Origin of the sequence: Roseibium sp., assembly GCF_965233565.1 — a bacterium.
GTDB lineage: Bacteria > Pseudomonadota > Alphaproteobacteria > Rhizobiales > Stappiaceae > Roseibium.
The window spans coordinates 2,913,522-2,935,778 of record NZ_OZ247494.1; the positions used below are offsets into that span (position 1 = coordinate 2,913,522).

Genomic DNA, 22,257 nt, shown 5'->3' on the forward strand with positions numbered 1-22,257 from the left:
CAAGACCTGCAGGCTTAAAGGAAACCGGCTTTTTTCAGGACGTTATAGGCCTGAATGATCTCCCGCAGGCGGTCTTCGGAAGACCTGTCACCGCCATTGGCATCCGGATGGTTAAGCTTTACCAGCTCCTTATAGCGCGCTTTGATTTCCGCGCCACGGGCTGTGTAGGGCAGATTGAGCACATCCAGGGACCGTTTTTCAAGCGTTAGTAGCTTTCTTTGCCGCGGCCGGCGTGCCTGTTCGGCGCGCCGTTGCGCATTTGCACGCATCCCCGAGCGTGGATCGTAGCCGTCCGGACCGTCGGCAGCCTGCTTGTTGACACCCATCTTCCAGGTCGGCCGGTGACCGGTCAGGCTGTCCTTCTGGTAGGAGCGCACGTCATCGTCGCCCATGCCGGTGAAATAATTGTAGGACTTGTTGTATTCGCGGACGTGATCGACACAGAAGTTAAAATACTGGCCTTCCCGGTCGCGTCCCTTCGGCGCCCGGTACATGCCCGGCCGTTTGCATCCCGGATGATCGCAGACGGGATGCCGTCCTTCTTCGGCGCGCTCCTTGTCCGGCTTGACCCGGATACCGTCGAAAATTTTTGAATCCAGTTTCATGCGGCAGACTATCGAAGCCCCTTGAGGCGCGGGCAAGCCGCGCATGGTTGCAATGTCCGGGTATCCAAAGCTAATTTCCAGCTCCCGGTCCCGGAAAACGGTCAGCCAGCGACATTACCAGCCAGCGCAAGCTGCGCCTAGACTTGAACTTTCAAAAGCAAGGCCACACGTTAGATTCATGAGCATGAAACAGACCATCACCGACAAGCTCACGGCGGCGTTCGACCCGTCCTTCCTCAATGTCATCGACGAATCCGAGAACCATCGCGGGCACGGCGGCTGGCGCGAAGGCGGCGAGACCCATTTCAGGGTTCAGATAGCCGCGCCTGCCTTTGAAGGCATGAACCGGGTCGCGCGCCATCGGGCCATAAACGACCTGCTTGCCGACGAATTGGCGGCCAGCGTTCATGCCCTGGCGCTTGAGATCCGCGCCGACAGCGAACCGGACCCGCGCGCCAGGTAATCCCCTCTCAGGTCACATTCAGCTACCCGCACTGCTTGCCGGCAGACTTGCGCCTGTCGCCCCGGCCGGCGGTGCCGTTACCGGCAGTTTTGCACCTTGTGCCTGTCCAAGTGGCATGATCCGGAGCCTTGTGATCCGGTTCTTCTCCCGCCTCAGCACGGTGAAACGAAAACCGTGGAACGTGAAGATCTGGCGTTCTTCCGGAATCATGCGCGCCTCGTGAATGACGAGACCGGCTATCGTGGTCGCCTCGTCATCCGGCAGGCTCCAGTCCGCCGCACGATTGAGGTCCCGGATCGGCACCGAGCCATCGACGATCACGGATCCGTCCGCCTGGGGCCGGAGGCCTTCAAGCTCGAGATCGTGTTCATCGGCAATCTCGCCGACAATCTCTTCCAGGATATCTTCCAGCGTGACCAGCCCCATCACCTCACCATACTCGTCCACAACAAGGGCGAAATGGGATTTGTGACGCAGGAATGCGTTGAGCTGGTCCTGCAGGCTTGTCGTGTCGGGCACGAACCAGGCCGGGGCAGCGATGTCCAGGACGTTGATCTTGGTCGCGTCGCCACGGGCTGCGTTCAGGGCGCGCAGCAGGTCCTTGGCATGCAGCACGCCGATGAAATTGTCGCTTTCACCGCGCCAGAGCGGCAGCCGGGTGTAAGGAGAGGCAAGTGCGGCATTTACCAGATTGTCCGGATCGTCATCCGCGTTGAGGGCCACCATGTTGGTCCGGTGAACCATCACGTCAGAAACTTCCAGCTCCGCCAGATCCAGAAGGCCGCCCAGGCGGTCGCGTTCGCCTTTTTCAAGGCCGCCCTCGATATGTTGCAGGTCGACCGCGCCCCGCAGTTCCTCATGGGCCGAAAGGATCGAAGCATCGTCGCCGATGTTGACACCAAGTAGCTTCAGGATCGACCGCACGATCCATTCGACACCGACTACCACTGGACCGAACACGGCCACGACGACACGCACGATCGGCGAGACTGTGACCGCAAAGCGCTCCGGATTGGAAATCGCCCAGGTCTTCGGCAGCACTTCGGCAAAGACCAGAACAAGCGCGGTCATGACAAGGGTTGCGATCGCAACACCTGCTTCACCAAACAGCGTCAGGAACACCGTGGTTGCCAGGGCGGAGGCCAGAATGTTGACTAGGTTGTTGCCGAGCAGCAGGGCCCCGATGAGGCGTTCCCGGTTGGCAATCAGCGCACTGACGACCCGCGCGCGCCAATCACCCGTTTTCTCCAGCTGGTGAATGCGCGCGCGCGACGCCGCGGTCAGAGCGGTTTCAGAACCGGAAAAGAAGCCGGACAGAAACAGAAGCACAAAGATGGCGGCAATCGCCAGCCAGAGAGCCGTGTCCGTCATGCGTCAAGTTTCTCCTTCAGGAATTCCGAGACAACTGCAGGATCGACACCTTTTTCGACAAATGCCTCGCCGATACCTCGTGTCAGAATGAAAGTTAGGGCGCCGCGGCTGACTTTCTTGTCCTGCGCAATGATATCCATGAAGGTATCCACTGGCGGCAACTGCCCCGGAATGGCCTGAACCGTTACCGGCAGCCCAACGTCTGTCAGGTGCTTGTGCACACGCGCCACCGTGTCGGCATCGATCAGGCCGAGCCGCTCGGAAAACTCGTGCGCCAGCATCATGCCGATGGAAACGCCCTCACCATGAACAAGTCGTTCAGTCTCATAGGAAACGGCCGATTCAAGCGCATGACCGAATGTATGGCCGAAATTGAGCAGCGCCCGGCGGCCGCTTTCCAGTTCATCTGCTGCAACCACATCCGCCTTGGCCTGGCACGAACGTGCCACGGCTTCGTCCCGCTCCGGACCACCGGCAAAGACCGCCTGCCAGTTTTCCTCAAGCCATGCAAAGAAGTCTGCGTCACCGAGCAGGCCGTATTTGGCAACTTCCGCATAACCGGCCCGGAATTCGCGCGGTGACAGGGTATCGAGCACGGCCGTATCGGCCAGCACCAGCGCCGGCTGATGAAACGCCCCGATCAGGTTCTTGCCGTGCCGGGAATTGATCCCGGTCTTGCCACCGACCGAACTGTCCACTTGCGCCAGCAGGCTGGTCGGCACCTGGACAAAGGCCATGCCGCGCCGAACAGAAGCCGCCACGTAACCAGTCAGGTCACCGACGACACCGCCGCCGAGAGCGACGATCGCGTCGCCCCGCTCAAGACGCGCGGCCAGGACTTCATCACACAGGCGTTCGAACTGGCTGAAACATTTGGTGCTCTCGCCAGCCGGCACCATGATGACTGTGTGATCGAGGCCGGCCGCCTTGAGGCTCTCGGCAAAGACGTTCAAATGCAGACTGGCAACGGTCTCGTCGACCACTACAGCAAGCCGAGCCCCTGGCAGGACCGCGGCAATCTCCGCGCCGGCGCCCTCGATCACCCCGCGTCCAATGCGGATATCGTAACTGCGGGTATCCAGGTCCACCCGGACCCGATTGTCATCCCGCCCCATCAGGGCGCGGGCCATTACCGTATCTGCCATACCGTCAAGCCATTCAAATCAAGTGACTGATGTCTGCGAGGCTGTCGTATCCTCGCTGTCAAACAAATAGTCCGCCAGGGTGACAACGATCTGGTCGACCACTGCCTCGTGCGGCACATCCTTCGAGACCACCGTGAGCGCTGCCTTGCCGTAGACCGGTTCCCGATCGGCCATCAGCTTGCGCATGGTGCCTTCCGGATCCGGGTTCTGCAGCAGCGGCCGCGTCGAGCGGCGCCGCACCCGGGCCATCACGGTGTCGAAATCGACCTTGAGCCAGATCGACAGACCGTGGGTCCCGATCTCCGACCGGGTTGCCTCGCTCATGAACGCTCCGCCCCCCGTCGCCAGGACCTGTGGTCCTTCGCGTAGCAGGCGGGCGATCACCCGCTCTTCGCCGCTGCGAAAATAAGGTTCACCGTGCTCCGCGAAAATCTCGGCAACCGTCATGTTGGCCGCGCGCTCGATTTCGGTATCGGCGTCGATGAAATCAAGACCCAGCCGCTGCGCCAGACGCTTGCCGACCGTCGATTTTCCGCAGCCCATGATGCCGACCAGAACGATGGACCGGCCGCCGAGCGCGTGAACCAGTTCGGCAAGGTCAAGGGATTTTGCGTTTTTTCCGGCGGAGCCCTTCTCCGGGGTCCGCAAGTTATCGTTTTTTGTCATGGCGGCGTTTTAGCATATTCGACAAAAAAGACACGGGTGAAGTCTCAGGTCGGACACCTGTCCGGGTCGAAACCCAATTCAGCCAAGACCCTGGTCTTGCGTCGGCCCGGCCCTGTTGAAACAATCCGCTATCCGATTCGCTCCTGGAGAGTTCGCACGTGCCAACCCTGACCCGCCTGCTGTTTGTGCTCCTGCTGCTGAGCGCGCTCGGTTACGGTGCGGTCTATGCGCTGGCGACCTTTGTCGATCCACGGGAGCGGGAAATCGAAATACGCGTGAAAAAAGAAGGTTTCGGCCGGTAGAACCGACCGAATTCACGACGTCATGGCCACCGGGTTCGATCTGGAAAACTTCCTGGAAATGCTCGCCGCTGAACGCGGTGCGGCCGAAAACACGCTTGCCGGATATCGTCGTGACCTGGAAGACTTCTCGGATTTTCTAGGCCGGAAAAAACTGGCCGATGCGCATACCGATGATCTTTCCGCCTATCTCGGTGACCTGAACCGGCGCGGCTTTGCCGAGACCTCACAGGCCCGCAGGCTTTCGGCGCTGAAACAGTTCTACAAGTTTCTCTATTCCGAAGGCAGCCGAGAGGATGACCCGACCCGGACACTGTCCGCCCCCAAGAAACGTGCCGGCCTGCCCAAGGTGCTTTCGCTGGAGGACGTCGACCGGCTGATCGAAACGGCAAGAGCAGCGACCGCAGCAACGCACAAGAGCGCGGCCGCGCGCCTGCGCGCACATCGAATGTACACGCTGATCGAGGTGCTCTACGCGACCGGCCTGCGCGTTTCGGAACTGGTGGCGTTGCCGGTGTCCGCGGCCCAGCGCGACGCCCGCCTGATCGAGATCCGCGGCAAGGGTGGCAAGGAACGGCTCGTGCCGCTGTCACCGCCGGCGCAAGCGGCCATGAAGGATTTCGTGGCCTTGCGCAGCGCGGAAGGTGCTTATGAAAACAGCCCCTGGCTGTTTCCCTCGCACGGTGGCAGCGGGCACCTCACCCGCCAGCATTTCGGCCGCGACCTGAAGGACCTGGCCATCGCAGCCGGGCTGGATGCCGGCAAGGTCTCCCCGCATGTGCTGCGCCACGCTTTTGCTTCTCATCTACTGCAAAACGGCGCGGATCTGCGCGTTGTCCAGCAGCTGCTAGGCCATGCGGACATCTCCACGACACAGATCTACACCCACGTGCTGGACGAGCGTTTGCGAGAACTTGTGGAGAGCGCTCATCCGCTGGCGCGCAAGTAATTCTCAAGATCTATTGCACTGCAGCAATCATCGACCTACACTCCGCTGCCTAATTTTACAGCACCGGACGCCTCTTCATGCTGCAACGCGCCAGCAACTTTGACACGCTGACCTCCCAATTCCATTGGCCAAGGCCTGAAACCTACAATATGGCGGCCGCCGTCAGCGATCTCTGGGCAATCCGGGATCCCGACCGCCTGGCCATCCGCCAGGTGCTTGAGGACGGCTCTCGTCTTGACTGGTCCCATCTCGAGCTGAACCGCGCCGCCAATCGTCTCGCGAATGCCCTTGTGGCCCATGGCGTGAAGCGGGGAGACCGGGTGGCATTGCTACTGCCGCAGACCCCGGAAACCGCGATTGCCCATCTGGCGGCCTACAAGATCGGCGCCATTGCCGTACCGCTTGCCGCGCTGTTCGGACTGGACGCCCTGAAGTACCGGCTTGGCGATTCAGGTGCCAGGGCTCTTGTGACCGACAGGGACGGCCTGTCGAAGCTGGCCGACATACGAGACGGCCTTCCGGATCTTGAACTGGTGGTCTCCGTCAGCGGCCCGGACTCCGGCGTTCTTGCCTTTGACGCGCTTCTTGCCGCGGCGTCCGACCGGTTCGATACCCTGGCAACAACGCCCGACGATCCGGCCCTGATGATCTACACGTCCGGAACGACCGGTCAGCCCAAGGGTGTCCTGCATGGCCACCGTGTGCTGCTCGGCCATATGCCGGGAATCGAATTGTCGCAGAACTTCCTGGGGCAGGACGGCGATCTTCTCTGGACCCCTGCGGACTGGGCATGGGCCGGTGGGTTGTTGAACGCCCTCTTTCCCGCCCTGGCGCTGGGGGTCCCGGTTATCAGCCAGGTTGTCAGGAAATTCGACCCGGAAGCTGCCTTTCACCTTCTTGAGACCGAGGGCATCCGGAATGCCTTCATTCCTCCGACCGCGCTGAAGATGCTGCGCTCCGTCGAGGCACCCGGCACACGTTTCGATCTCTCCTGGCGCAGCGTCGGCTCTGCCGGCGAATCCCTGGGCAAGGAAACATACGACTGGTTCCGCGAGGAATTCGGCTTTGCGGTCAACGAGTTCTATGGTCAGACCGAATGCAACGCCGTGCTCGGTTCAGCGGCCGATCTGGGCATTTCGCGCTCGGGCGCCATCGGCAAGGCAATCCCTGGCCACGATGTTGCGATCATCGATGATGCGGGTAATCCGTTACCGCCGGAAACGCTCGGCCAGATTGCCATCCGCCGGCCCGACCCGGTGATGTTCCTGGAATATTGGAACAAACCCCAGGCGACCCGGGACAAGTTCATCGGTGACTGGATGGTCACCGGCGATCAGGGACTGATGGACGAAGACGGTTATGTTCATTTCATCGGCCGGGACGACGATATCATTACCTCTGCCAGCTACCGGATCGGTCCTGGCGAGATCGAGGATTGCCTGTTGAAACACCCAGCGGTTTCCCTGGCTGCGGTAATCGGCAAACCGGATCCTCTGCGCACCGAAATCGTCAAGGCCTTCATCGTCCTGAAATCCGACCAGCAGGCGGGTGAGGATCTTGAAAACGCGATCAGGACCTTCGTGCGCGAGCGCCTGTCGGCCCACGAATATCCGCGGGAGATCGAATTCGTCGACAGCCTGCCGATGACCACGACAGGCAAGATCATCCGGCGCAAGCTACGTGAACGCGAGGTGGCGTGACGCCCTAGCCTGCCAGACGCCGCTTGAGGGCGCGGGCCACCCGCCGGGCGGTTTGTTCCAGATTTGCATCCGCCGTGCAAAGAGGCCGCTTCAGGACACCCAGCAGGCCTTCGGCATGAAGCAGCGTTCCTGTGTTCAGCCGCCCGCGCCAGAGCGGCTCAATCATCGCGTGGCCAGGTATCGCAAGGGAATCAGCGCTGCTGAAATTGTCTGACGCGAGGTTGGTCCTGAGTGCCTGCAACGCGATCTGAGCCCCGGGTGAATAGCGTGCAAAATCCTCGTCAAAGGCTATTTTCCAGGAAAACACACTACCGCCATCCCGGAACAGAACGAGCGCGGCAATCAATCTGTCTCCCGCCCAGAGCTGGTCGATACGAACGCCGTCAATCGCCGCTCTCTGTTCGATCGCAAGCCGAGCGAAAGCCGCTGTTTCTGGAAGACTGAGCAAGGCGCTGCCTGCCCGGCCCTTCCAACCCGCGGCTTCCAGATGCAGGAATGCTTCGAATCCCTGGAGCGTTTCGTGGCCCGCCAGGCTGGCAAACCGGACGTTTCCATGTTCGCCCAGCCGGCGCAGGAGGCGTCGCATTTCCTTGCGGCGCTTTCCGCTATCGGCCGCCGCAAGCTGGGCCTCACCTGTCGCCCCGGCACCGTGACCTGCACGCGCTGCACGGGCGAAGACGACGGAACTCCGGACGGCAGCGCCTTTCAGCCTCGTTGCGGTTTCACACTGTAGCGGCAGATAGGGTATCGCGAACAGACCGCCCGGCTCTGCGCCCGCCGCCAGAAAACCGCGCACGGCATTGTCGGTGGCCTGCGGATCGACAAGCGGTGTTCCAAGCGGTGAGTATTCGGTTGCCCAGGTGGTGTTGGCGCGCAGCACAAGACCTTGTCGCCTCCGGCCAACCGGCGCAGCCACCAGCCAGCGCGCGCTCTTCCTGTCGCGCAGCACCAACAGCCGGACACCCTTCTGCCCCAGATGTTCCAGAAACGGCCGCAGGAAATCCGGGCCAAAAAAAGGGTTCGGATCAAGTGCCTCGCGGCCGAGCGTCCGCCACTCCTTTTCCGGAATGTCCGCGTTCAAGGGATCGAAACGGACGATCTCAAAGGTTTCGGAAAAAGGGGGGTCAGCGGTCAACAGGCTGCTTTCTGGCGGAGAATAACAAGGGCAGAACAAAGGTTGTGATATTGAGCTTGCGTTTTGCCGCGGTTGCAAGTGCGGTCGCTTCAAAAAGAATGGCAAGACTTGTTGCGATCGCCGCCCCGGCCAGACCAAAAGGCGGGATCAGGATCAGATTGAAAACAACATTGAGGACAAAGGTGCCGGCATAAATTCCGGCACAGCTGTTCTGATGTCCGGTCATGGTCAGGAGCGCGTCGGCCGGCCCGACGGAGGCACGTGCCAGGACCCCGATCATCAGCAGGGCAATCAGAGGATAACCTGCTTCGAAGCCGCTGCCGAACAGTTGCAGCAACAAGGGCGCAATCAGGAGCAGACCGGCTCCGGCAATCAGTGACGGCCAGAAAGTCCAATGGGTTGCCCGGGCGACATAAGCCACGAGACCGGCCTGATCCCGTTTGTGGGTGTAACTTGAAAACCGATGCGCCGACGCGGCACGAACGGCAAAATAGACAAAATGCACAAGGGCAAGCGTTCGGGACGCCGCGAAATAGACCGCGACTTCATCGGGATCCTGAAAGAAACTGACCATGATGACGTCAGCGCTCGTGATCAGCTGCAAGAACCCGTCAACCATCAGCATGGGCATGGAGATGATCAGCCAGGTCTTCAATTCGACACGCCGAGGACCCGAAGGCAGTCTGGGTAGAAGCCGCTTGCGCAGATGAAAGTACTGATAGCCAGCGACCAGAACGGTCGCCGCAACAGCAACCATGGCTGCGGTCAGCGCATCTGCCTGAAACCCTGCCAACAGAACGGCAGCGACAAGCAGAAACAGGATTGCAAGCGGCCGCCAGATATAGGTCGGCAACATGGCCAGGAAGGTCCAGTCAAAGCTCCGGGCAACCCCGTCCTGAACGAGGCCGAAGGCAAAAAACGGCAAGGCCAGCAGGATGATCATCAAGGGCAGCACATAGGACGCATCAATTGCGTCTCTCAGCACGTACACCAGACAGATGCCGATCGCGGCTGCAGCCGCCCCGATGAAAAACGCCACCTGTCCACCGGTGCGCAGGAAACCGCGCAGACCGTCTTCGTCACCGGCTTGGCGGTATTGCGGAATGAACCGGTTGGCTGATGATGAAAACCCGCCACAGGCCATCACACCAAGGACGATGACAAAGGTCCAGGCAACGGAATAGATGCCGTAATCATGGGCCCCCAGGAGCCGGGCAAGCACGATTTGCGACAGATAGGCCAGCGCTGCGCCCGCGATCCGGACCGCGAAAGTCGACACGGCCATACGCCCGGCCGCCTGGCCATCACCGCCGGTTCCACGCAGGAAATCGGTGACTTGAGCCGCCCCTCTGCCGAGCCCCCAGGGCAAGGCGGCGTCCTGCAAGCGCTTAGTCCAGGAATTACCGGAAAATCGCACTGATGGGTCCCTTGTGAACTTTATTCCGTATTTGTGACATGAGGGACTTAATATTCTATGGCAATCAACGGCTCGCGCCAGCTTCTGTTTCACAGATGTGTGAATGGGGCATGTGTCAGCGCCTCGCAAGGAAGTCGCGTCAGGCATACAGGGCTTCAAAGTCAGCTTTGGTCTGGTTGACCAACCAGCCCTTGACACCAGCCGCGAATCTGAGACAAATGAGAACAAATAGGGAACAGATGGTGTTTTGAGTTTTTTGACCTGCTTGAACGGTTGCAATTTTTTTGCGGATGAAGAGGGTCGCCTCCCCTTCCGTCCGCAGTTTGGTCCGGTCCCTGCTCCCGCCGCCATTCGCAGGGACCGGACATTTTTCTGAAGGCGCCCTGACAGACTGTCCCTCAGCCGCCATCACTTTCCGCCTGTCAGGAAACCTTCCCGGCAGGTCCCGCTTCATGCTGCGCCAGATGAAAAAGAAACCCACTTGAGCGTTGCTTAGGGTTCCTGTCGGCCCAATCCCTGCACTTTGGTCCCTCAGTCAGACGACCGACCGCGTTGGCAACAAAGTTGGCCCGGCGCAACGGCCGCCGAGGAGAGCGCGCTCCATCGATTTATCTATCAATCGATAGATAGTTCTTGACTTCACCAATCGATGCCTCGATATGTCAGCCATCACAATCTACCTACTGATAGATATAAATTGGAGTGAAGCGCATGACAGACAAGACCGCCTTCCTTTTGGGTGGAACCTCGGGCATGGCCCTGGCAACGGCCGATCGCCTCGCGGCCAGAGGCATTTCCCTGATCCTGACCGGTCGCAGCGAAGCCAAGCTGGCGAATGCGAAAGCCGGTCTGACGGAACGCTATGGCGTTTCCGTCGACACCTGGCAAACGGACATTACCGACCCGGAGCAGGCCGCGGGTCTCGTTCGAAAAATTGACGGACTGGAGCAACAGATCGGCTATCTGGTCAACGCGGCCGGCGCCTTCAGCCCGAAGGCTTTCCTGGAACACACGGCCGAGGATTACGATCTCTATCACGCCTATAATCGCGGCACGTTTCTTGTCACCCAGGCTGTGGCGCGCAACATGGAAAAAACCGGAAGAGGCGTGATCGTCAATCTCGGGTCCATGTGGGCGCACCAGGCGGTCAAGGCGACGCCCTCGTCAGCCTATTCCATGGCAAAAGCGGGCCTGCATGCCCTGACCCAGCATCTCGCCATGGAACTGGGCGACAAGGGCATTCGCGTCAATGCGGTCGCGCCTGCTGTGGTCGAAACGCCGATTTATGGCGCGTTCATCCCGGAGGACCAGATCGCCTCCACATTGCAGGAAGGCTTCAACGCATTCCACCCGATCGGCCGCATTGGCACGCCGGATGACGTGGCCGCTACCATCGATTTCCTGCTGTCGGACAATGCCGATTGGGTCACCGGTGCCATCTGGGATGTCGATGGCGGTGTCATGGCCGGCCGGAACTGACCTTGAAGGCTCAAACCGCCCGTCGTCCCGCCTGGTCTGCGGGACGGCTCCAATCCCTTCGAAGCAGGTTACTCCGGCACCGCTTCGACATAGTACCAGCGCCCGGATTTCTTGCGAAACAGGCTCAATTCCCGGTGTGTGACCAGTTTGCCGGCGGCAAGATATCTGGCCTCGAACAGCACCGTGCCTTCTCGGTCGGCCTCTCCGCCCTTGCTGACGGCCAGCACCGAAAGACCGGTCCAGTGACTATCCGCGGCCCAGCGCGCGGTTGCGGGACCGTCGAAGGATCGCTGGTATTTCGGCCAGAGCGTTGTTTTCAGATAGGCAATGTCCTCCCGCACATAGGCGGAATAGCGGGACCGCATGAGCGCTTCGGCCGTCCCGGGCACCAAGCGGCCTGACAGAAAGGGCTCGCAGCACAGAAGGAATTCCCCGCCGCCGCAAGGACAAGCTTCACCGGCCATTGTCACTCCTCAACACATGATCCAACTGGAACGAGCGGCGCTCGAGATCAGACTGCTCTCTACCACTTGATGCCGCGCCTCGCTATGGTCCGGACAGACACATCCGCATCCGGGCCCCAAGGCATGAAAATCGCCACGTTCAACATGGAATCCTTCGGCAACGACCGGCACGACCCGCAGGAATTGCAGCCCAGGCTCGAGGCGCTCCGGCCGAAGATCCTGGAACTGGAGGCAGATATCCTGTGCCTGCAGGAGGTCAATGCGCAGAAATTGAAGGGTGTTACCGCGCGGCAGTTCCAGGCACTTGATCTGCTCCTGAAAGGCACGCCCTATGAGACGTTCCACAGGGCCACCAGCGACCGTCCATCCGGCAAGGGACCGGGCGACCGGCACAATCTCGTGATCCTGTCGCGCTACCCGATCACTCAAACGGAAAGTCTCTATCAGGCCCACGCCCATCCGGCTCGCTGGCAACCGAAATCTGCGAACCCACCCTACGAGACGCCAGAGATAATTGCCTTCGACAGACCTGTCCTGAAGACAGAGATCGATATCGGCGATGAGCGGCCCTTGTATCTGTTCGGCGTGCATTTGCGGGCCCCGATCGCCGCCATAATCCGGGGTGGCAAGAACCCGGACCGAAGCTGGACATCCATTTCGGCCTGGGCTGAGGGGTATCACCTCTCCGTCCTCAAGCAGACTGCCCAGGCCCTGGAGCTGCGGCTTGCGGTCGAAGATATCTTCAACCGGGACGACGGCGCCCTGATCATACTTGCCGGCGATTTCAACGCCACCAGCGAAACAGGTACCATCCGGCTTTTGCGCGCCGACCCGGACGACACCGGTTCACCGCAGCTCGAAGGGCGTCGCCTTTACCAGCTCGATGCCGCCCTGTCTCCGGAGAGGCGAAAAACGGTCATCCATAGGGGCAAGGGCCAGGCACTCGACCACATTCTGGCCAGCCCGGCGATGGCCGGACGGACCACCCATGTGAAGGTGTTCAATTATGACCTCCTGGACGAGGTCTTCGACAACAGGGGAGAGGACTATGCCGGCTCGTATCACGCGGCCATGCTGGCCGAGTTTGATGATTAGAGCATTTTCCGTCCAAGTGGCGAGCTACACGGCCCGTCCTTGGAGACGGCGCTGAAGCGCGTTCACAGCATGAGGTGAAATGTGAACGCGGCTTACTTGGAAAGAGAGCTGATATAGGCGGAGAGGTTGGCGATTTCGGTGTTGCCAAGATTCATGTCCGGCATCTTGGGATGCGGATTGGCCAGAAAGGTTGCCAGCTGTTCCTGTGACCAGTCCGGGTCTTTCGCGATATCGTAAAAACTCGGAAGAGAGACGCTGGACGCGGTCGACTGGTCTTCGGCAACCAGGTGGCAGGACGAGCACCATTGCAGAGCCAGCGCCTTGCCGGTTGCAGGGTCCGCGGCTTCAGCCGTCGTGGCACCGCTCAACACTATCAAAGCGACAAAAGCAGCACCGGCAATCAAGGTCGCTGACGACTGACGCGACCAGGTTTTCAGGTTTGTTCCGGCATGGGTCATGAGTGCTCCTTGACGCCGCTGTTTCCTTGGAAGGCAAGTCGCTTCCTTTGAACGAAGCCTGCAATCAAGACGACGAAGCGTCATTGCGTTGAATCAAGTCTCGGATTTCAGGTAGTGAAATCGGTTTTTGCAACCCTATTGAACTTCAGGACATGGACTGACACATTCCTGTCAGCTGCACTTTCGGAGGGACAAATGAAACATCATCTGAGATCCGCCTTTGCCGCCGTGTCATTCGCCGCGGCACTGGCCATCGGGACATCGCTTCCTGGCTCGGCCCAGGACGCACCGATCTATTCCCTCAAGGACCGGTTCCAGCCGGTGGCCGCCCGGCACGGCATGGTCGCCAGCCAGGAAGCCGTCGCAACCGGGGTCGGTGTCGACATCCTGAAAAAAGGTGGCAATGCCGTTGATGCCGCCATTGCCACCGGATTTGCGCTCGCCGTCACCTTGCCTCGCGCGGGCAATCTCGGCGGCGGCGGTTTCATGATGATCCACCTCGCCGACAGTGGCGAGACCAAGGCGCTCGACTACCGCGAAAAGGCACCTGCCGCCGCGTTCAAGGATATGTTCCTGGGGGACGATGGCGAGCCGGACAGTCAGAAGTCCCGGTTCTCCGGGCTGGCGGTCGGTGTTCCCGGCACCGTTGCCGGCTTCGCCGAGGCTTTTGAAAAACATGGCAGCGGCAATCTGAGCTGGGCCGATCTTGTGGCGCCTGCGATTGCCCTTGCCGAATACGGTATCCAGGTAACGCCTGACCTCTCCGCCTCCCTCACATCCGCCTCCAAACGTCTTGTGAAGGACCCGGCATCCCGGGCAATCTACTACAAGACCGGTGGCCTGCCATACCTTCCAGGCGAAACCCTCGCACAGAAAGACCTGGCCGCAACGCTGCGGCTCATTGCCGAAAAGGGCGCCGACGGCTTCTACAAGGGCGAGACGGCGGATAAGATCGCTCAAAAAGTCCAGGACGCCGGCGGCGGCATGACTGTCGAGGACCTTGCCGGCTATGAACCGGTCTGGCGCGAACCCGTCACCGGCAGTTACCGGGGCTACGACATTGCTTCAATGCCGCCGCCGTCTTCGGGTGGCGTTCATATTGTCCAGATCCTGAACATGCTGGAAACCTTTCCGCTTGAAGAATATGGCCTCAACTCCGCGGACAGCATCCATGTCATGGCGGAGGCCATGCGCCGCGCCTATGCGGACCGGTCAAAATTCCTGGGCGACCCGGATTTCGTTGAAATACCGGTCGAGGGCCTGACCGCACGAGATTATGCCGCCGAACTGGTCAAGACCATCCGCATGGATGCGGCCACGCCGTCCGTCGACGTCAAGCCGGGCGACCCATATCCTTATGAAAGCAATGAAACCACGCACTATTCCGTCGTCGACAAGGACGGCAATGCGGTTTCCAACACCTACACGCTGAACTTCTCCTACGGAGTCGGACTGACCGCCGACGGTACCGGGGTTCTGCTCAACAACGAGCTCGACGATTTTTCCGCCAAGCCCGGCGTTCCGAACGCCTATGGCCTTGTCGGCGGCACGGCGAACGCGGTGGAAGGCAACAAGCGGCCGCTCTCCTCCATGAGCCCGACGCTGGTCTTCAAGGATGGCGATCTCTATCTCGCCACCGGTTCGCCGGGCGGCAGCCGTATCATCACGACCACCTTGCAGATCATTCTGAACGTGATCGACCACGACATGAATATTGCCGAGGCGACGGCCGCACCGCGCATTCACAATCAGTGGCTGCCGGATGAAATCCGTATCGAGGAAGGCCTGTCGCCGGACACGATCCGACTGCTGGAGGAACGCGGCCACAAGATCGCGATCAAGAATGCCATGGGCTCGACCCAATCCATCATGAAGGTGGACGGGCTGTTGGCAGGTGCCTCCGATCCGCGCCGGCCCGGTGCATTGACCGCTGGATATTAAGACTCTCCGGCCGGGCCCTTCTTGAGACCACTGGTGCTGTCGAGATCTCTGAGATGCTGGAAGAAGCTCTCGGCAGCCACCGCCAGGAAGGAGACCAGCAACACCCCGATATAGGTGGAGTGTTCCAGCAACTCCGCCCGGTCGCCGACGATCACGTCGAAGATGATAAAGCCCAGAAAGACGACGATCGAAGCCGTGATCGCCAGATCCGTCCGGTAGGCGACACCGGGTTTGCCCTGAACAAGACGAAAACCCGCCACGACGAAAAATCCTGCGGCGGCAAATTCGACAATGCCCGCAAAGATCAGCGTCGCCTTGATATACTCCGGGCTCCACATCAGCTTTTCAAAATACATCGTGAATTTTTCGACGCGGTGATTGCCCCACCAGCGCACAAAACCGAGATCCTGGCGCGCAAAGAACTTGTCGAGCGCGTTCAGCACCCAGAAGAAAAACCAGAAGGTAATGACAACGGCGGTAATGGGTTGTCGAAGGACGGCCATGGCAATCTCAATCACTAGGATACTAAAGGTAGCTGGCCGCTTGATAACAACAACATGTTGAAACTTGGTTAGGGCAAAACGGGATGTTTCACCCGATCCGCATCTAAACCGGCTGCATCTCGCCAGCCGTGTCGGATGCGGATCGGACTCGGCTCAGTCCAGCAGTGTCACCAGTGAGGCAAATCGGCGGTCAAGTGCCATGCGCTCTTCCGCCGTCATTTCCGGCCAGACAATCTGGCTGCCGATATAGGCTGCATATTCTATCCGGGCGATGTCCCGGGCCAGATCCGGCTCATGTCCCCGCGCTTCATAAAGATCGGCGACGAATCCGGTACGCAGCTCATCCACCTCACGCACCACACCTGCCGCCACCCTGTTTGACTGCGCGAACTGGCGCACGGCCCGCTCCAGGTCGTGATCGAGACGGTTGGCCATGCTGGAAAGCTTAGCCGTTCTGGCGTCCGGCTCTTCGGCCATGGTTGCCTCGGCGACATCCAGCGTATGCCGCTGTTTCCACGCCTGCATCAGCGCCGCGACGAAGGCATCATGGTCCTTGAAGTGATGATAGAACGACCCCCGCGTGCGCTCAGCGCGCGCACACAGGGCTTCCACCGTCAGGCCGGCGGGCCCCTCACCTGCCAACTGGGACAATCCAAGGTCCAGCCAATCCGTTTTGCCAAAGCGTTTTTTCAGCTCACACCACTCCGCCAATGAGCCCCAGAAGCATGATCGGCAGAAACAGCCAGCCCTGGGGCATGTGACTGTATTTCTGCTTCTTCAGCGGCGGGACCACAAGCCCCAGAAGACAAAAGGAGGCAACGAGGGCCGTCGCCACCCAGCCGAGATCGAGACTGGATGGTCGCAGCCCGGCGAAAAGGAACATCACCGCAATCATACCCAGCACGATCGTGACAATGTGCCAGCAGTAATAGGCAACATATTTCGGCACAGGCTTGAGGTCAGAGGCCTTCAGCAAGGGAACGGCAATCGCGCGCCCGCCTGCGAAAGTGTGGAGGAGGCAGACTGCCAGGGACAGAACCGCCGCACTCAGAAACAGGATATTCATCAACTCACCTCCAAAACATACCATATAGTATGGTTTGTAAAATACATGCCCGGTAGCTTCAATGCGGCGTGCGGTCACGGTGCGATTGACGGGTCGGGCAAAGCCGACAGCTCGTCGTGTAGCGCCTTTCTTTTGCTTCAGGCGATTGTTCGTTTGACAGCTCAAAAAGCCAGTGATAGCGCTATTCAAAGCGCTTTGAATTCTTTTACTCAAGCGCGTCACATCACTATCTGCCAACACCACTTTCAAGGAGAGGCTGAGATGCCGATCAACGCCGTGGTTTGGGGCGAAAACGTCCATGAACAGCACAACAAGGTCGTCGCTGACACCTATCCAGCCGGTATGCACACCTGTATTGCCGATGCTTTGAACCAGGATCCGGAAATCAACGCCACCACCGCGACCCTTCAGGAGCCCGACCATGGGCTGACGGCGGAACGGCTGGCCGAGACCGACGTTCTGCTCTGGTGGGGCCATGCCGCCCATGGCGACGTTGCCGACGACGTGGTCGAGCGTGTCTGCGATGCCGTCTGGTCCGGCATGGGCATGCTGTTTCTGCATTCCGCGCACTTTGCCAAGCCGTTCAAACGCCTGATGGGCGGCCCGTGCAACCTCACCTGGCGCGAAGCCGGCGAGCGCGAGCGGCTTTGGGTCACCAGCCGCAACCACCCGATCACCAACGGCCTTCCGGACAGTTTCGAGCTAGAGATGGAGGAAATGTATGGCGAACCCTTCGGCGTGCCCGAGCCGCTTGAAACCGTCTTCATCAGCTGGTTCCAGGGGGGTGAAGTCTTCCGCTCCGGACTGACCTACAAGCGGGGCGCGGGCAGCATCTTCTACTTCCGGCCAGGGCATGAGACCTACCCGACCTATCACAATGCCCATGTGCAGCAGGTTCTGAAGAACGGTGTCAAATGGGCGTTCAATCCGATGGCCAGGCTCGCCGATCCGAATGCGGCGCCGAATGTGCCTGTTGATGCGGCACCGGAAAAAATCGAGGAACGCGGACCGAAGCTCCACGCCGAGGGAGAGGAAGGCTTCCGCTGATCGCAGCACTTGTAAAAAAGGGCCGACCGGATGACGTCGGCCCACTCGCTCAAAAAATGTCCAGGGAGGCCTTCCGATGACCACATCAACACCGCTCCGCATCATGATCCTTGGAACCGGCAACATGGCACGCACCCATGCCGCCGCCTTTCAGAAGATCCCGAATGTCCGTCTGGTGGCCGGCGTTGACCGGCGCGCGGATGTACTGGCACAGTTCTGTGCCGATTTTGACATCCCGGAGCGTTTCGAGACCCTGGACGAGGCCATCTCGTGGGGGGCTTTTGACGCCGTGGCCAATGTCACGCCGGATGCTGCCCACCATCCGACGACACTGGCGCTGTTGACTGCCGGGAAACACGTTCTGTGTGAAAAGCCGCTGGCAACCAATGCCGCCGACGCCAGAGAAATGGCCGATCTTGCTGCCGGGAAAGGCCTCATCGGCATGGTCAACCTGAGCTACCGCAATGTCGCTGTGTTGCAGAAAGCCGCCGAACTGGTTGCCGACGGCGCCATCGGTGCGCTTCGACATTTTGAGGCCTCCTATCTGCAGAGCTGGCTGACCCAGCCGGCCTGGGGCGACTGGAAAACCCAGGACCAGTGGCTCTGGCGTCTGTCGACCGCTCACGGTTCCAAGGGCGTGCTCGGCGATGTCGGCATCCACATTCTGGATTTTGCCACCTTTGCAGCGGGCAGCCCGATCGCGGACCTGTCCTGCCGCCTGAAGACTTTCGACAAGGCGGAAGGTGGCCGGATCGGAGAGTATGTGCTCGACGCCAATGACAGTTTCACGCTGCAGGCGGAACTCCGGAACGGCGCTCTCGGCACCGTCACCGCCACCCGCTTCGCGTCCGGTCACCTCAATGACCTGCGCCTCAGGCTCTATGGCGACAAGGGCGGCCTCGAAGTGCGTTTTGAAAAAAATGTCGAAACGCTGAGGATCTGCCGCGACGCGGATCTGAAAGAGGCCAATTGGACCGAGCTCGCGGTGCCACCTGTGCCAACGGTCTATGAACGGTTTGTTGCCGCCATTCGCGATGGAGCCCCGGCCGAACCGGATTTTGAGCATGGCGCCAGGCTTCAGGTCGCGCTTGACCTTGCCGAACGCTCCCATCTGGAAGGCGGCAGGTTTTTCAAGACCTGATCGCGGCTGTCCCGGCCCCGCCACCACAGCGAAACTGCAGCGGAGCCAGGGCCCCGCTGCAGCAAGTTTGGTACTTGAGGCAAAGCAAGAACACGGTCGGGCACGCAGTCAAACAAGCGCCCCTCCGCATATTGCCTGATGAGATTACTCCGGAGCCCCCTGACACTTCGTTCAGGTTGCAGGCCGGGTTTATGTCAATGTTTAGACGAAATTCGAAATAACGCAGGGGCAGCCCCCTGCGGAGCAGCAGTTTCCGTAAAGCGTCGCAAGACAAAAAAACCAGCCTTCTTTCGAAAGCTGGTTTCTCGGGCCATTCGGCCGAACTGGAGCGGGCGATGGGATTCGAACCCACGACCCCAACCTTGGCAAGGTTGTGCTCTACCCCTGAGCTACACCCGCATAGTGACCGTGTCCTGGGCGGTGACCGCCCCGGCGTCGGTGGCGCAGTATATGAACTATGCGGAGACGGATTGCAACACCGAAATTGAAGAATTTTTTTTAGCTGTCTTTCTGTGGACTTTCTGTGCAAACAAAGCCGTAAATCCGCAGATTTCTGCCGCTTTTTCAGCACATCACCTCTTGTGAGCGAGACCCAAATCGCGGTATTTAGCGCGCCAGCACAAATTTTTCGGAAAAAAATCATGCCGGCAGCACGCGACGACCTCATGGCGTTTTTCAAGGATCTCGGCATCGAGGTCAGCACAGTGGACCACCAGCCCGTCTTCACGGTTGCCGAATCCGGTGACCTGCATGATCGGATCCCCGGTGGGCATACGAAAAACCTCTTTGTAAAGGACAAGAAGGGCCGCCTGTTCCTGATCGTCGCCCTGCATGACGCGGAAATCGATCTGAAGAAGGTTCATCAGATCATCGGCGCCCAGGGGCGAGTGTCCTTCGGTAACGCGGACCTCTTGATGGAGGTGCTGGGGGTCGAGCCGGGCTCGGTCACGCCGTTCTCTCTGATCAACGACCGCGATGAAAACCGTGTCATTCCGGTGTTTGACGCAGCGATGATGCAGCACGAGGTGCTCAACTATCATCCGCTGAAAAACGATGCCACGACCGCGATTTCGGCTGAAGACCTGCTCAAATTCGCAAGAGCCTGCGGTCATGATCCGAAGGTTCTGGCGGTCAGTGAGGAAGCCAAGGCCGCCGCGCTCTGAGATCTTGCTGGAATTCAGCTGCGGGGCGTTTGTAATTCGACGGTGTTGGCGCCATGTTAGGGCCAACACAACCCTTTTGACGACATTCACTTGAGAGCCGGGCATCACCAATTGCCGGCCGGAAACATTGAGGCGGGCACATGAGCAACGGCAACTATAGTATCGGTGGCCAGGTTGGGGGCGGATTTGGTGCCAGCATGGGCGGCGGTTACGGCGGCCAGGGCGGTGGCAATGGCGATGGCGGTGCGCCTACAGGCGGCGGCGACCTGGTGTTTGACGTCACCACCCAGAGCTTTATGGCCGACGTTCTGGAAGCCTCCCGCCACCAGCCGGTGATCGTCGATTTCTGGGCGCCCTGGTGCGGACCGTGCAAACAATTGACGCCCGTGATCGAGGCCGCCGTCAACGCGGCAGGCGGGTCGGTCAAACTGGCCAAGATGAACATTGACGAGCACCCGGAAATTGCCGGTCAGATGGGCATTCAGTCGATCCCGGCCGTCGTCGCCTTCAAGGACGGCCAGCCCGTCGACGGCTTCATGGGCGCTCAGCCTGAAAGCGAGGTCAAGGCATTCATTGAAAAGCTCGGCGGTCCGGCCCCTGCCAACCCGTCCGAAGCCTATCTGGAACAGGCAGAGGCGCTGCTCGCGGAAAAGGATTTCGGCCAGGCGGCGCAGCTTTTTGGTGCCGTGATGCAGATGGAGCCGGACAATGTGACGGCGATTGCAGGCCTTGCACAGTGTTACCTCGGCGCCGGCGAAACCGAACGCGCCCGTCAGGCGCTAGACCTTGTCCCGGAAGAAAAACGATCCGAGGACGCTTACACAGCGGCCCTTGCCGCGCTTGACCTTGCCGAACAGGCCGCGGCTCTCGGCGACCTTGCAGACCTGCAGGACCGGATCGCCAAGGACCCGCTCGATTTGCAGGCCCGCTTTGATCTTGCCCTCGGCCTCAACGGCAAGGGCGACAAGAATGGTGCCGTTGACCAGCTGATCGAGATCGTCCGCCGCGACCGGGACTGGAACGAGGACGGTGCACGCAAGCAGCTCCTGCAGTTTTTTGAAGCCTGGGGGTTCAAGGATCCGGCCAGTGCCTATGGGCGCCGCAAACTCTCTGCCGTTCTGTTTTCTTGACGATCGTCGCCGCTGACACACTTAAGGACTGAGACAAGCCAACGCAGGCAAGCTGCAACAACGACAAGAACGAAGGCACTGAAATGCAGGCGGGAAATGCCATTTACGAGACCATTGCGGATCTGCCGCCGGTCCTGCCCGTGTTTCCGCTGTCTGGCGCCCTGTTGCTGCCCAGGACCCAGCTTCCCCTGAACATCTTCGAGCAGCGCTACATCGACATGATCGATGCGGCGCTCGCCGGCAACAGGCTGATCGGGATGGTGCAACCATTGCCCGACCAGCCGTCGGACGACGCTGACAGGCCCGCGCTGGCCAGCGTCGGTTGCGTCGGCCGTCTCACCTCCTTCCAGGAAACCGGCGACGGCCGATACCTGATCTCGCTTCAGGGCATTACCCGCTTCAGTCTCGGCAAGGAACGCAAGGTCTATGCGAGTTATCGCGAGGTCGAGTGCGACTTCGCGCCCTTTGCCGATGACCTGAAATGCGGCGAGGGCGAAGACGACGTCGACCGCAACGGCCTGTTGAGGACATTGCGGGAATATCTTGACGCCAACAATCTGGAGGCGGATTGGGAAAGCGTGACGGAGGCGGAGACCGAAGTGCTGGTCAACGCACTCTGCATGATGTGTCCCTACGGCCCCCAGGAAAAGCAGGCGCTTCTGGAGGCACGCGACCTCAAGACACGGGCCGAGACCCTGATCGCGATCACCGAGATGGATCTGGCCCGTTCCCAGAATGACGGCGGCACCACCTTGCAGTGATTGCCGGTGACCCTACCGAGAGACTGATATGACCGAACAGACCGAACGCGCCGTTGACCGCAAGCTCCTCGAGCTGCTGGTCTGCCCGGTGAGCAAGACAACCCTGGAATACGATGCCGAGGCGAAGGAACTCATTTCCCGCACCGCCAAACTCGCCTATCCGATCCGCAACGGCATCCCGATCATGCTCGCCGACGAGGCGCGTAAGCTGGAAGACTGAGCCCCCCTCAAGCAATTCGGCATGCATCCTGGCTGTGAT

Annotated in this window: 24 protein-coding genes and 1 tRNA gene; 13 read left to right on the forward strand and 12 right to left on the reverse strand. The window is 60.2% G+C overall.

Features of this window, described 5'->3' with window-relative positions; all coding sequences use genetic code 11:
* Positions 1-14: 14 nt before the first annotated feature.
* A complete protein-coding gene (locus tag ACO6TG_RS13345; RefSeq protein WP_422378877.1) occupies positions 15-605 on the reverse strand; it encodes a DnaJ domain-containing protein in 591 nt (196 codons plus the stop codon).
* 178 nt (positions 606-783) lie between these two features.
* Between ACO6TG_RS13345 and ACO6TG_RS13350 the strand changes: the two genes are divergently transcribed.
* The gene (locus ACO6TG_RS13350) at positions 784-1,068 is read left to right on the forward strand and encodes a BolA family protein (protein WP_422378618.1); all 285 of its coding nucleotides are present in this window, start codon (positions 784-786) and stop codon (positions 1,066-1,068) included.
* An 18-nt stretch (positions 1,069-1,086) separates the two neighbouring features.
* Here ACO6TG_RS13350 and ACO6TG_RS13355 read toward each other — a convergent pair whose 3' ends face one another.
* The 3 genes from ACO6TG_RS13355 to ACO6TG_RS13365 are packed head-to-tail and all read right to left on the reverse strand — an operon-like array spanning position 1,087 to position 4,250.
* Entirely contained in the window at positions 1,087-2,439 is a 1,353-nt protein-coding gene (locus tag ACO6TG_RS13355; RefSeq protein WP_422378619.1) for an HlyC/CorC family transporter, read from the reverse strand.
* Positions 2,436-3,569 (reverse strand): 3-dehydroquinate synthase, encoded by a 1,134-nt coding sequence (aroB, locus tag ACO6TG_RS13360; protein ID WP_422378878.1) that lies wholly within the window; start codon positions 3,567-3,569, stop codon positions 2,436-2,438. The genes ACO6TG_RS13355 and aroB overlap by 4 nt, the downstream gene beginning before the upstream one ends.
* A 33-nt stretch (positions 3,570-3,602) precedes the next feature.
* Positions 3,603-4,250, reverse strand: coding sequence for a shikimate kinase (locus tag ACO6TG_RS13365; RefSeq protein ID WP_422378620.1), 648 nt, complete (start codon positions 4,248-4,250; stop codon positions 3,603-3,605).
* 158 nt (positions 4,251-4,408) lie between these two features.
* Here ACO6TG_RS13365 and ACO6TG_RS13370 point away from each other — a divergent pair, with 158 nt between their 5' ends.
* The 3 genes from ACO6TG_RS13370 (at position 4,409) to ACO6TG_RS13380 (ending at position 7,198) form a co-directional block, all read left to right on the forward strand.
* Positions 4,409-4,552 carry a hypothetical protein gene (locus ACO6TG_RS13370; RefSeq protein ID WP_422378621.1) on the forward strand — a complete coding sequence of 48 codons (144 nt, stop codon included), beginning with the start codon at positions 4,409-4,411 and terminating at the stop codon, positions 4,550-4,552.
* A 22-nt stretch (positions 4,553-4,574) separates the two neighbouring features.
* Positions 4,575-5,498 carry a site-specific tyrosine recombinase/integron integrase gene (gene xerA, locus ACO6TG_RS13375; protein ID WP_422378622.1) on the forward strand — a complete coding sequence of 308 codons (924 nt, stop codon included), beginning with the start codon at positions 4,575-4,577 and terminating at the stop codon, positions 5,496-5,498.
* A gap of 77 nt (positions 5,499-5,575) precedes the next feature.
* Entirely contained in the window at positions 5,576-7,198 is a 1,623-nt protein-coding gene (locus tag ACO6TG_RS13380; RefSeq protein ID WP_422378623.1) for an AMP-binding protein, read from the forward strand.
* A gap of 4 nt (positions 7,199-7,202) precedes the next feature.
* Here the strand turns inward: ACO6TG_RS13380 and ACO6TG_RS13385 are convergent, their stop codons facing one another.
* Complete coding sequence (locus ACO6TG_RS13385) at positions 7,203-8,333, reverse strand: GNAT family N-acetyltransferase (RefSeq protein ID WP_422378624.1); 1,131 nt, start codon at positions 8,331-8,333, stop codon at positions 7,203-7,205.
* Positions 8,323-9,717 (reverse strand): lipopolysaccharide biosynthesis protein, encoded by a 1,395-nt coding sequence (locus tag ACO6TG_RS13390; RefSeq protein ID WP_422378625.1) that lies wholly within the window; start codon positions 9,715-9,717, stop codon positions 8,323-8,325. Before ACO6TG_RS13390 ends, ACO6TG_RS13385 begins: the two co-directional genes overlap by 11 nt.
* 744 nt (positions 9,718-10,461) lie before the next feature.
* Here ACO6TG_RS13390 and ACO6TG_RS13395 point away from each other — a divergent pair.
* A complete protein-coding gene (locus tag ACO6TG_RS13395; RefSeq protein ID WP_422378626.1) occupies positions 10,462-11,229 on the forward strand; it encodes an SDR family NAD(P)-dependent oxidoreductase in 768 nt (255 codons plus the stop codon).
* A gap of 68 nt (positions 11,230-11,297) precedes the next feature.
* Here the strand turns inward: ACO6TG_RS13395 and ACO6TG_RS13400 are convergent, their stop codons facing one another.
* On the reverse strand, positions 11,298-11,693 hold the full coding sequence (locus tag ACO6TG_RS13400; protein ID WP_422378627.1) for a YchJ family protein: 396 nt from the start codon (positions 11,691-11,693) through the stop codon (positions 11,298-11,300).
* Between the two features lie 123 nt (positions 11,694-11,816).
* Here ACO6TG_RS13400 and ACO6TG_RS13405 point away from each other — a divergent pair, with 123 nt between their 5' ends.
* Complete coding sequence (locus ACO6TG_RS13405) at positions 11,817-12,788, forward strand: endonuclease/exonuclease/phosphatase family protein (protein ID WP_422378628.1); 972 nt, start codon at positions 11,817-11,819, stop codon at positions 12,786-12,788.
* A 92-nt stretch (positions 12,789-12,880) separates the two neighbouring features.
* Here the strand turns inward: ACO6TG_RS13405 and ACO6TG_RS13410 are convergent, their stop codons facing one another.
* A complete protein-coding gene (locus ACO6TG_RS13410) occupies positions 12,881-13,246 on the reverse strand; it encodes a c-type cytochrome (protein WP_422378629.1) in 366 nt (121 codons plus the stop codon).
* Positions 13,247-13,441: 195 nt separating this feature from the next.
* On the opposite strand from ACO6TG_RS13410, the gene ggt reads away from it, so the two are divergent.
* Entirely contained in the window at positions 13,442-15,187 is a 1,746-nt protein-coding gene (ggt, locus tag ACO6TG_RS13415; protein WP_422378630.1) for a gamma-glutamyltransferase, read from the forward strand.
* Here the strand turns inward: ggt and ACO6TG_RS13420 are convergent.
* The 3 genes from ACO6TG_RS13420 to ACO6TG_RS13430 form a co-directional block, all read right to left on the reverse strand.
* Entirely contained in the window at positions 15,184-15,690 is a 507-nt protein-coding gene (locus ACO6TG_RS13420; protein WP_422378631.1) for a hypothetical protein, read from the reverse strand. The genes ggt and ACO6TG_RS13420 overlap by 4 nt on opposite strands.
* Before the next feature lie 153 nt (positions 15,691-15,843).
* On the reverse strand, positions 15,844-16,341 hold the full coding sequence (locus tag ACO6TG_RS13425; RefSeq protein ID WP_422378632.1) for a TetR/AcrR family transcriptional regulator: 498 nt from the start codon (positions 16,339-16,341) through the stop codon (positions 15,844-15,846).
* Positions 16,342-16,384: 43 nt separating this feature from the next.
* Positions 16,385-16,756: a hypothetical protein gene (locus tag ACO6TG_RS13430; protein WP_422378633.1), complete on the reverse strand. Its 372-nt coding sequence runs from the start codon at positions 16,754-16,756 to the stop codon at positions 16,385-16,387.
* A gap of 261 nt (positions 16,757-17,017) precedes the next feature.
* Between ACO6TG_RS13430 and ACO6TG_RS13435 the strand changes: the two genes are divergently transcribed.
* Positions 17,018-17,803, forward strand: coding sequence for a ThuA domain-containing protein (locus ACO6TG_RS13435; RefSeq protein WP_422378634.1), 786 nt, complete (start codon positions 17,018-17,020; stop codon positions 17,801-17,803).
* Between the two features lie 76 nt (positions 17,804-17,879).
* Positions 17,880-18,944 carry a Gfo/Idh/MocA family protein gene (locus ACO6TG_RS13440; protein WP_422378635.1) on the forward strand — a complete coding sequence of 355 codons (1,065 nt, stop codon included), beginning with the start codon at positions 17,880-17,882 and terminating at the stop codon, positions 18,942-18,944.
* 324 nt (positions 18,945-19,268) lie between these two features.
* On the opposite strand, the gene ACO6TG_RS13445 is transcribed toward ACO6TG_RS13440, so the two are convergent.
* Positions 19,269-19,343: transfer RNA gene (locus tag ACO6TG_RS13445), tRNA-Gly, on the reverse strand.
* Positions 19,344-19,585: 242 nt separating this feature from the next.
* Between ACO6TG_RS13445 and ACO6TG_RS13450 the strand changes: the two genes are divergently transcribed.
* From ACO6TG_RS13450 to ACO6TG_RS13465, 4 genes are all read left to right on the forward strand, one after another.
* Positions 19,586-20,107, forward strand: a complete 522-nt coding sequence (locus ACO6TG_RS13450) for a prolyl-tRNA synthetase associated domain-containing protein (RefSeq protein WP_422378636.1) — start codon at positions 19,586-19,588, stop codon at positions 20,105-20,107.
* 140 nt (positions 20,108-20,247) lie between these two features.
* On the forward strand, positions 20,248-21,237 hold the full coding sequence (gene trxA / locus ACO6TG_RS13455; protein WP_422378637.1) for a thioredoxin: 990 nt from the start codon (positions 20,248-20,250) through the stop codon (positions 21,235-21,237).
* Positions 21,238-21,320: 83 nt separating this feature from the next.
* The gene (locus ACO6TG_RS13460) at positions 21,321-21,998 is read left to right on the forward strand and encodes an LON peptidase substrate-binding domain-containing protein (RefSeq protein WP_422378638.1); all 678 of its coding nucleotides are present in this window, start codon (positions 21,321-21,323) and stop codon (positions 21,996-21,998) included.
* 28 nt (positions 21,999-22,026) lie between these two features.
* Positions 22,027-22,218: a Trm112 family protein gene (locus ACO6TG_RS13465; RefSeq protein ID WP_094072822.1), complete on the forward strand. Its 192-nt coding sequence runs from the start codon at positions 22,027-22,029 to the stop codon at positions 22,216-22,218.
* Positions 22,219-22,257 lie beyond the last annotated feature (39 nt).

What these genes read in the sequence shown, in the direction of transcription:
- ACO6TG_RS13380 (WP_422378623.1), top strand. Translation starts at nt 5,576, where the DNA reads ATGCTGCAACGCGCCAGCAACTTTGACACGCTGACCTCCCAATTCCAT.
- ACO6TG_RS13345 (WP_422378877.1), bottom strand. Translation starts at nt 605, where the DNA reads ATGAAACTGGATTCAAAAATTTTCGACGGTATCCGGGTCAAGCCGGAC.
- trxA (WP_422378637.1), top strand. Translation starts at nt 20,248, where the DNA reads ATGAGCAACGGCAACTATAGTATCGGTGGCCAGGTTGGGGGCGGATTT.
- ACO6TG_RS13365 (WP_422378620.1), bottom strand. Translation starts at nt 4,250, where the DNA reads ATGACAAAAAACGATAACTTGCGGACCCCGGAGAAGGGCTCCGCCGGA.
- ACO6TG_RS13430 (WP_422378633.1), bottom strand. Translation starts at nt 16,756, where the DNA reads ATGAATATCCTGTTTCTGAGTGCGGCGGTTCTGTCCCTGGCAGTCTGC.
- ACO6TG_RS13405 (WP_422378628.1), top strand. Translation starts at nt 11,817, where the DNA reads ATGAAAATCGCCACGTTCAACATGGAATCCTTCGGCAACGACCGGCAC.
- ACO6TG_RS13465 (WP_094072822.1), top strand. Translation starts at nt 22,027, where the DNA reads ATGACCGAACAGACCGAACGCGCCGTTGACCGCAAGCTCCTCGAGCTG.
- ACO6TG_RS13450 (WP_422378636.1), top strand. Translation starts at nt 19,586, where the DNA reads ATGCCGGCAGCACGCGACGACCTCATGGCGTTTTTCAAGGATCTCGGC.
- xerA (WP_422378622.1), top strand. Translation starts at nt 4,575, where the DNA reads ATGGCCACCGGGTTCGATCTGGAAAACTTCCTGGAAATGCTCGCCGCT.
- ACO6TG_RS13410 (WP_422378629.1), bottom strand. Translation starts at nt 13,246, where the DNA reads ATGACCCATGCCGGAACAAACCTGAAAACCTGGTCGCGTCAGTCGTCA.
- ACO6TG_RS13400 (WP_422378627.1), bottom strand. Translation starts at nt 11,693, where the DNA reads ATGGCCGGTGAAGCTTGTCCTTGCGGCGGCGGGGAATTCCTTCTGTGC.
- ggt (WP_422378630.1), top strand. Translation starts at nt 13,442, where the DNA reads ATGAAACATCATCTGAGATCCGCCTTTGCCGCCGTGTCATTCGCCGCG.
- ACO6TG_RS13460 (WP_422378638.1), top strand. Translation starts at nt 21,321, where the DNA reads ATGCAGGCGGGAAATGCCATTTACGAGACCATTGCGGATCTGCCGCCG.
- ACO6TG_RS13435 (WP_422378634.1), top strand. Translation starts at nt 17,018, where the DNA reads ATGCCGATCAACGCCGTGGTTTGGGGCGAAAACGTCCATGAACAGCAC.
- aroB (WP_422378878.1), bottom strand. Translation starts at nt 3,569, where the DNA reads ATGGCCCGCGCCCTGATGGGGCGGGATGACAATCGGGTCCGGGTGGAC.
- ACO6TG_RS13440 (WP_422378635.1), top strand. Translation starts at nt 17,880, where the DNA reads ATGACCACATCAACACCGCTCCGCATCATGATCCTTGGAACCGGCAAC.
- ACO6TG_RS13420 (WP_422378631.1), bottom strand. Translation starts at nt 15,690, where the DNA reads ATGGCCGTCCTTCGACAACCCATTACCGCCGTTGTCATTACCTTCTGG.
- ACO6TG_RS13395 (WP_422378626.1), top strand. Translation starts at nt 10,462, where the DNA reads ATGACAGACAAGACCGCCTTCCTTTTGGGTGGAACCTCGGGCATGGCC.
- ACO6TG_RS13355 (WP_422378619.1), bottom strand. Translation starts at nt 2,439, where the DNA reads ATGACGGACACGGCTCTCTGGCTGGCGATTGCCGCCATCTTTGTGCTT.
- ACO6TG_RS13350 (WP_422378618.1), top strand. Translation starts at nt 784, where the DNA reads ATGAGCATGAAACAGACCATCACCGACAAGCTCACGGCGGCGTTCGAC.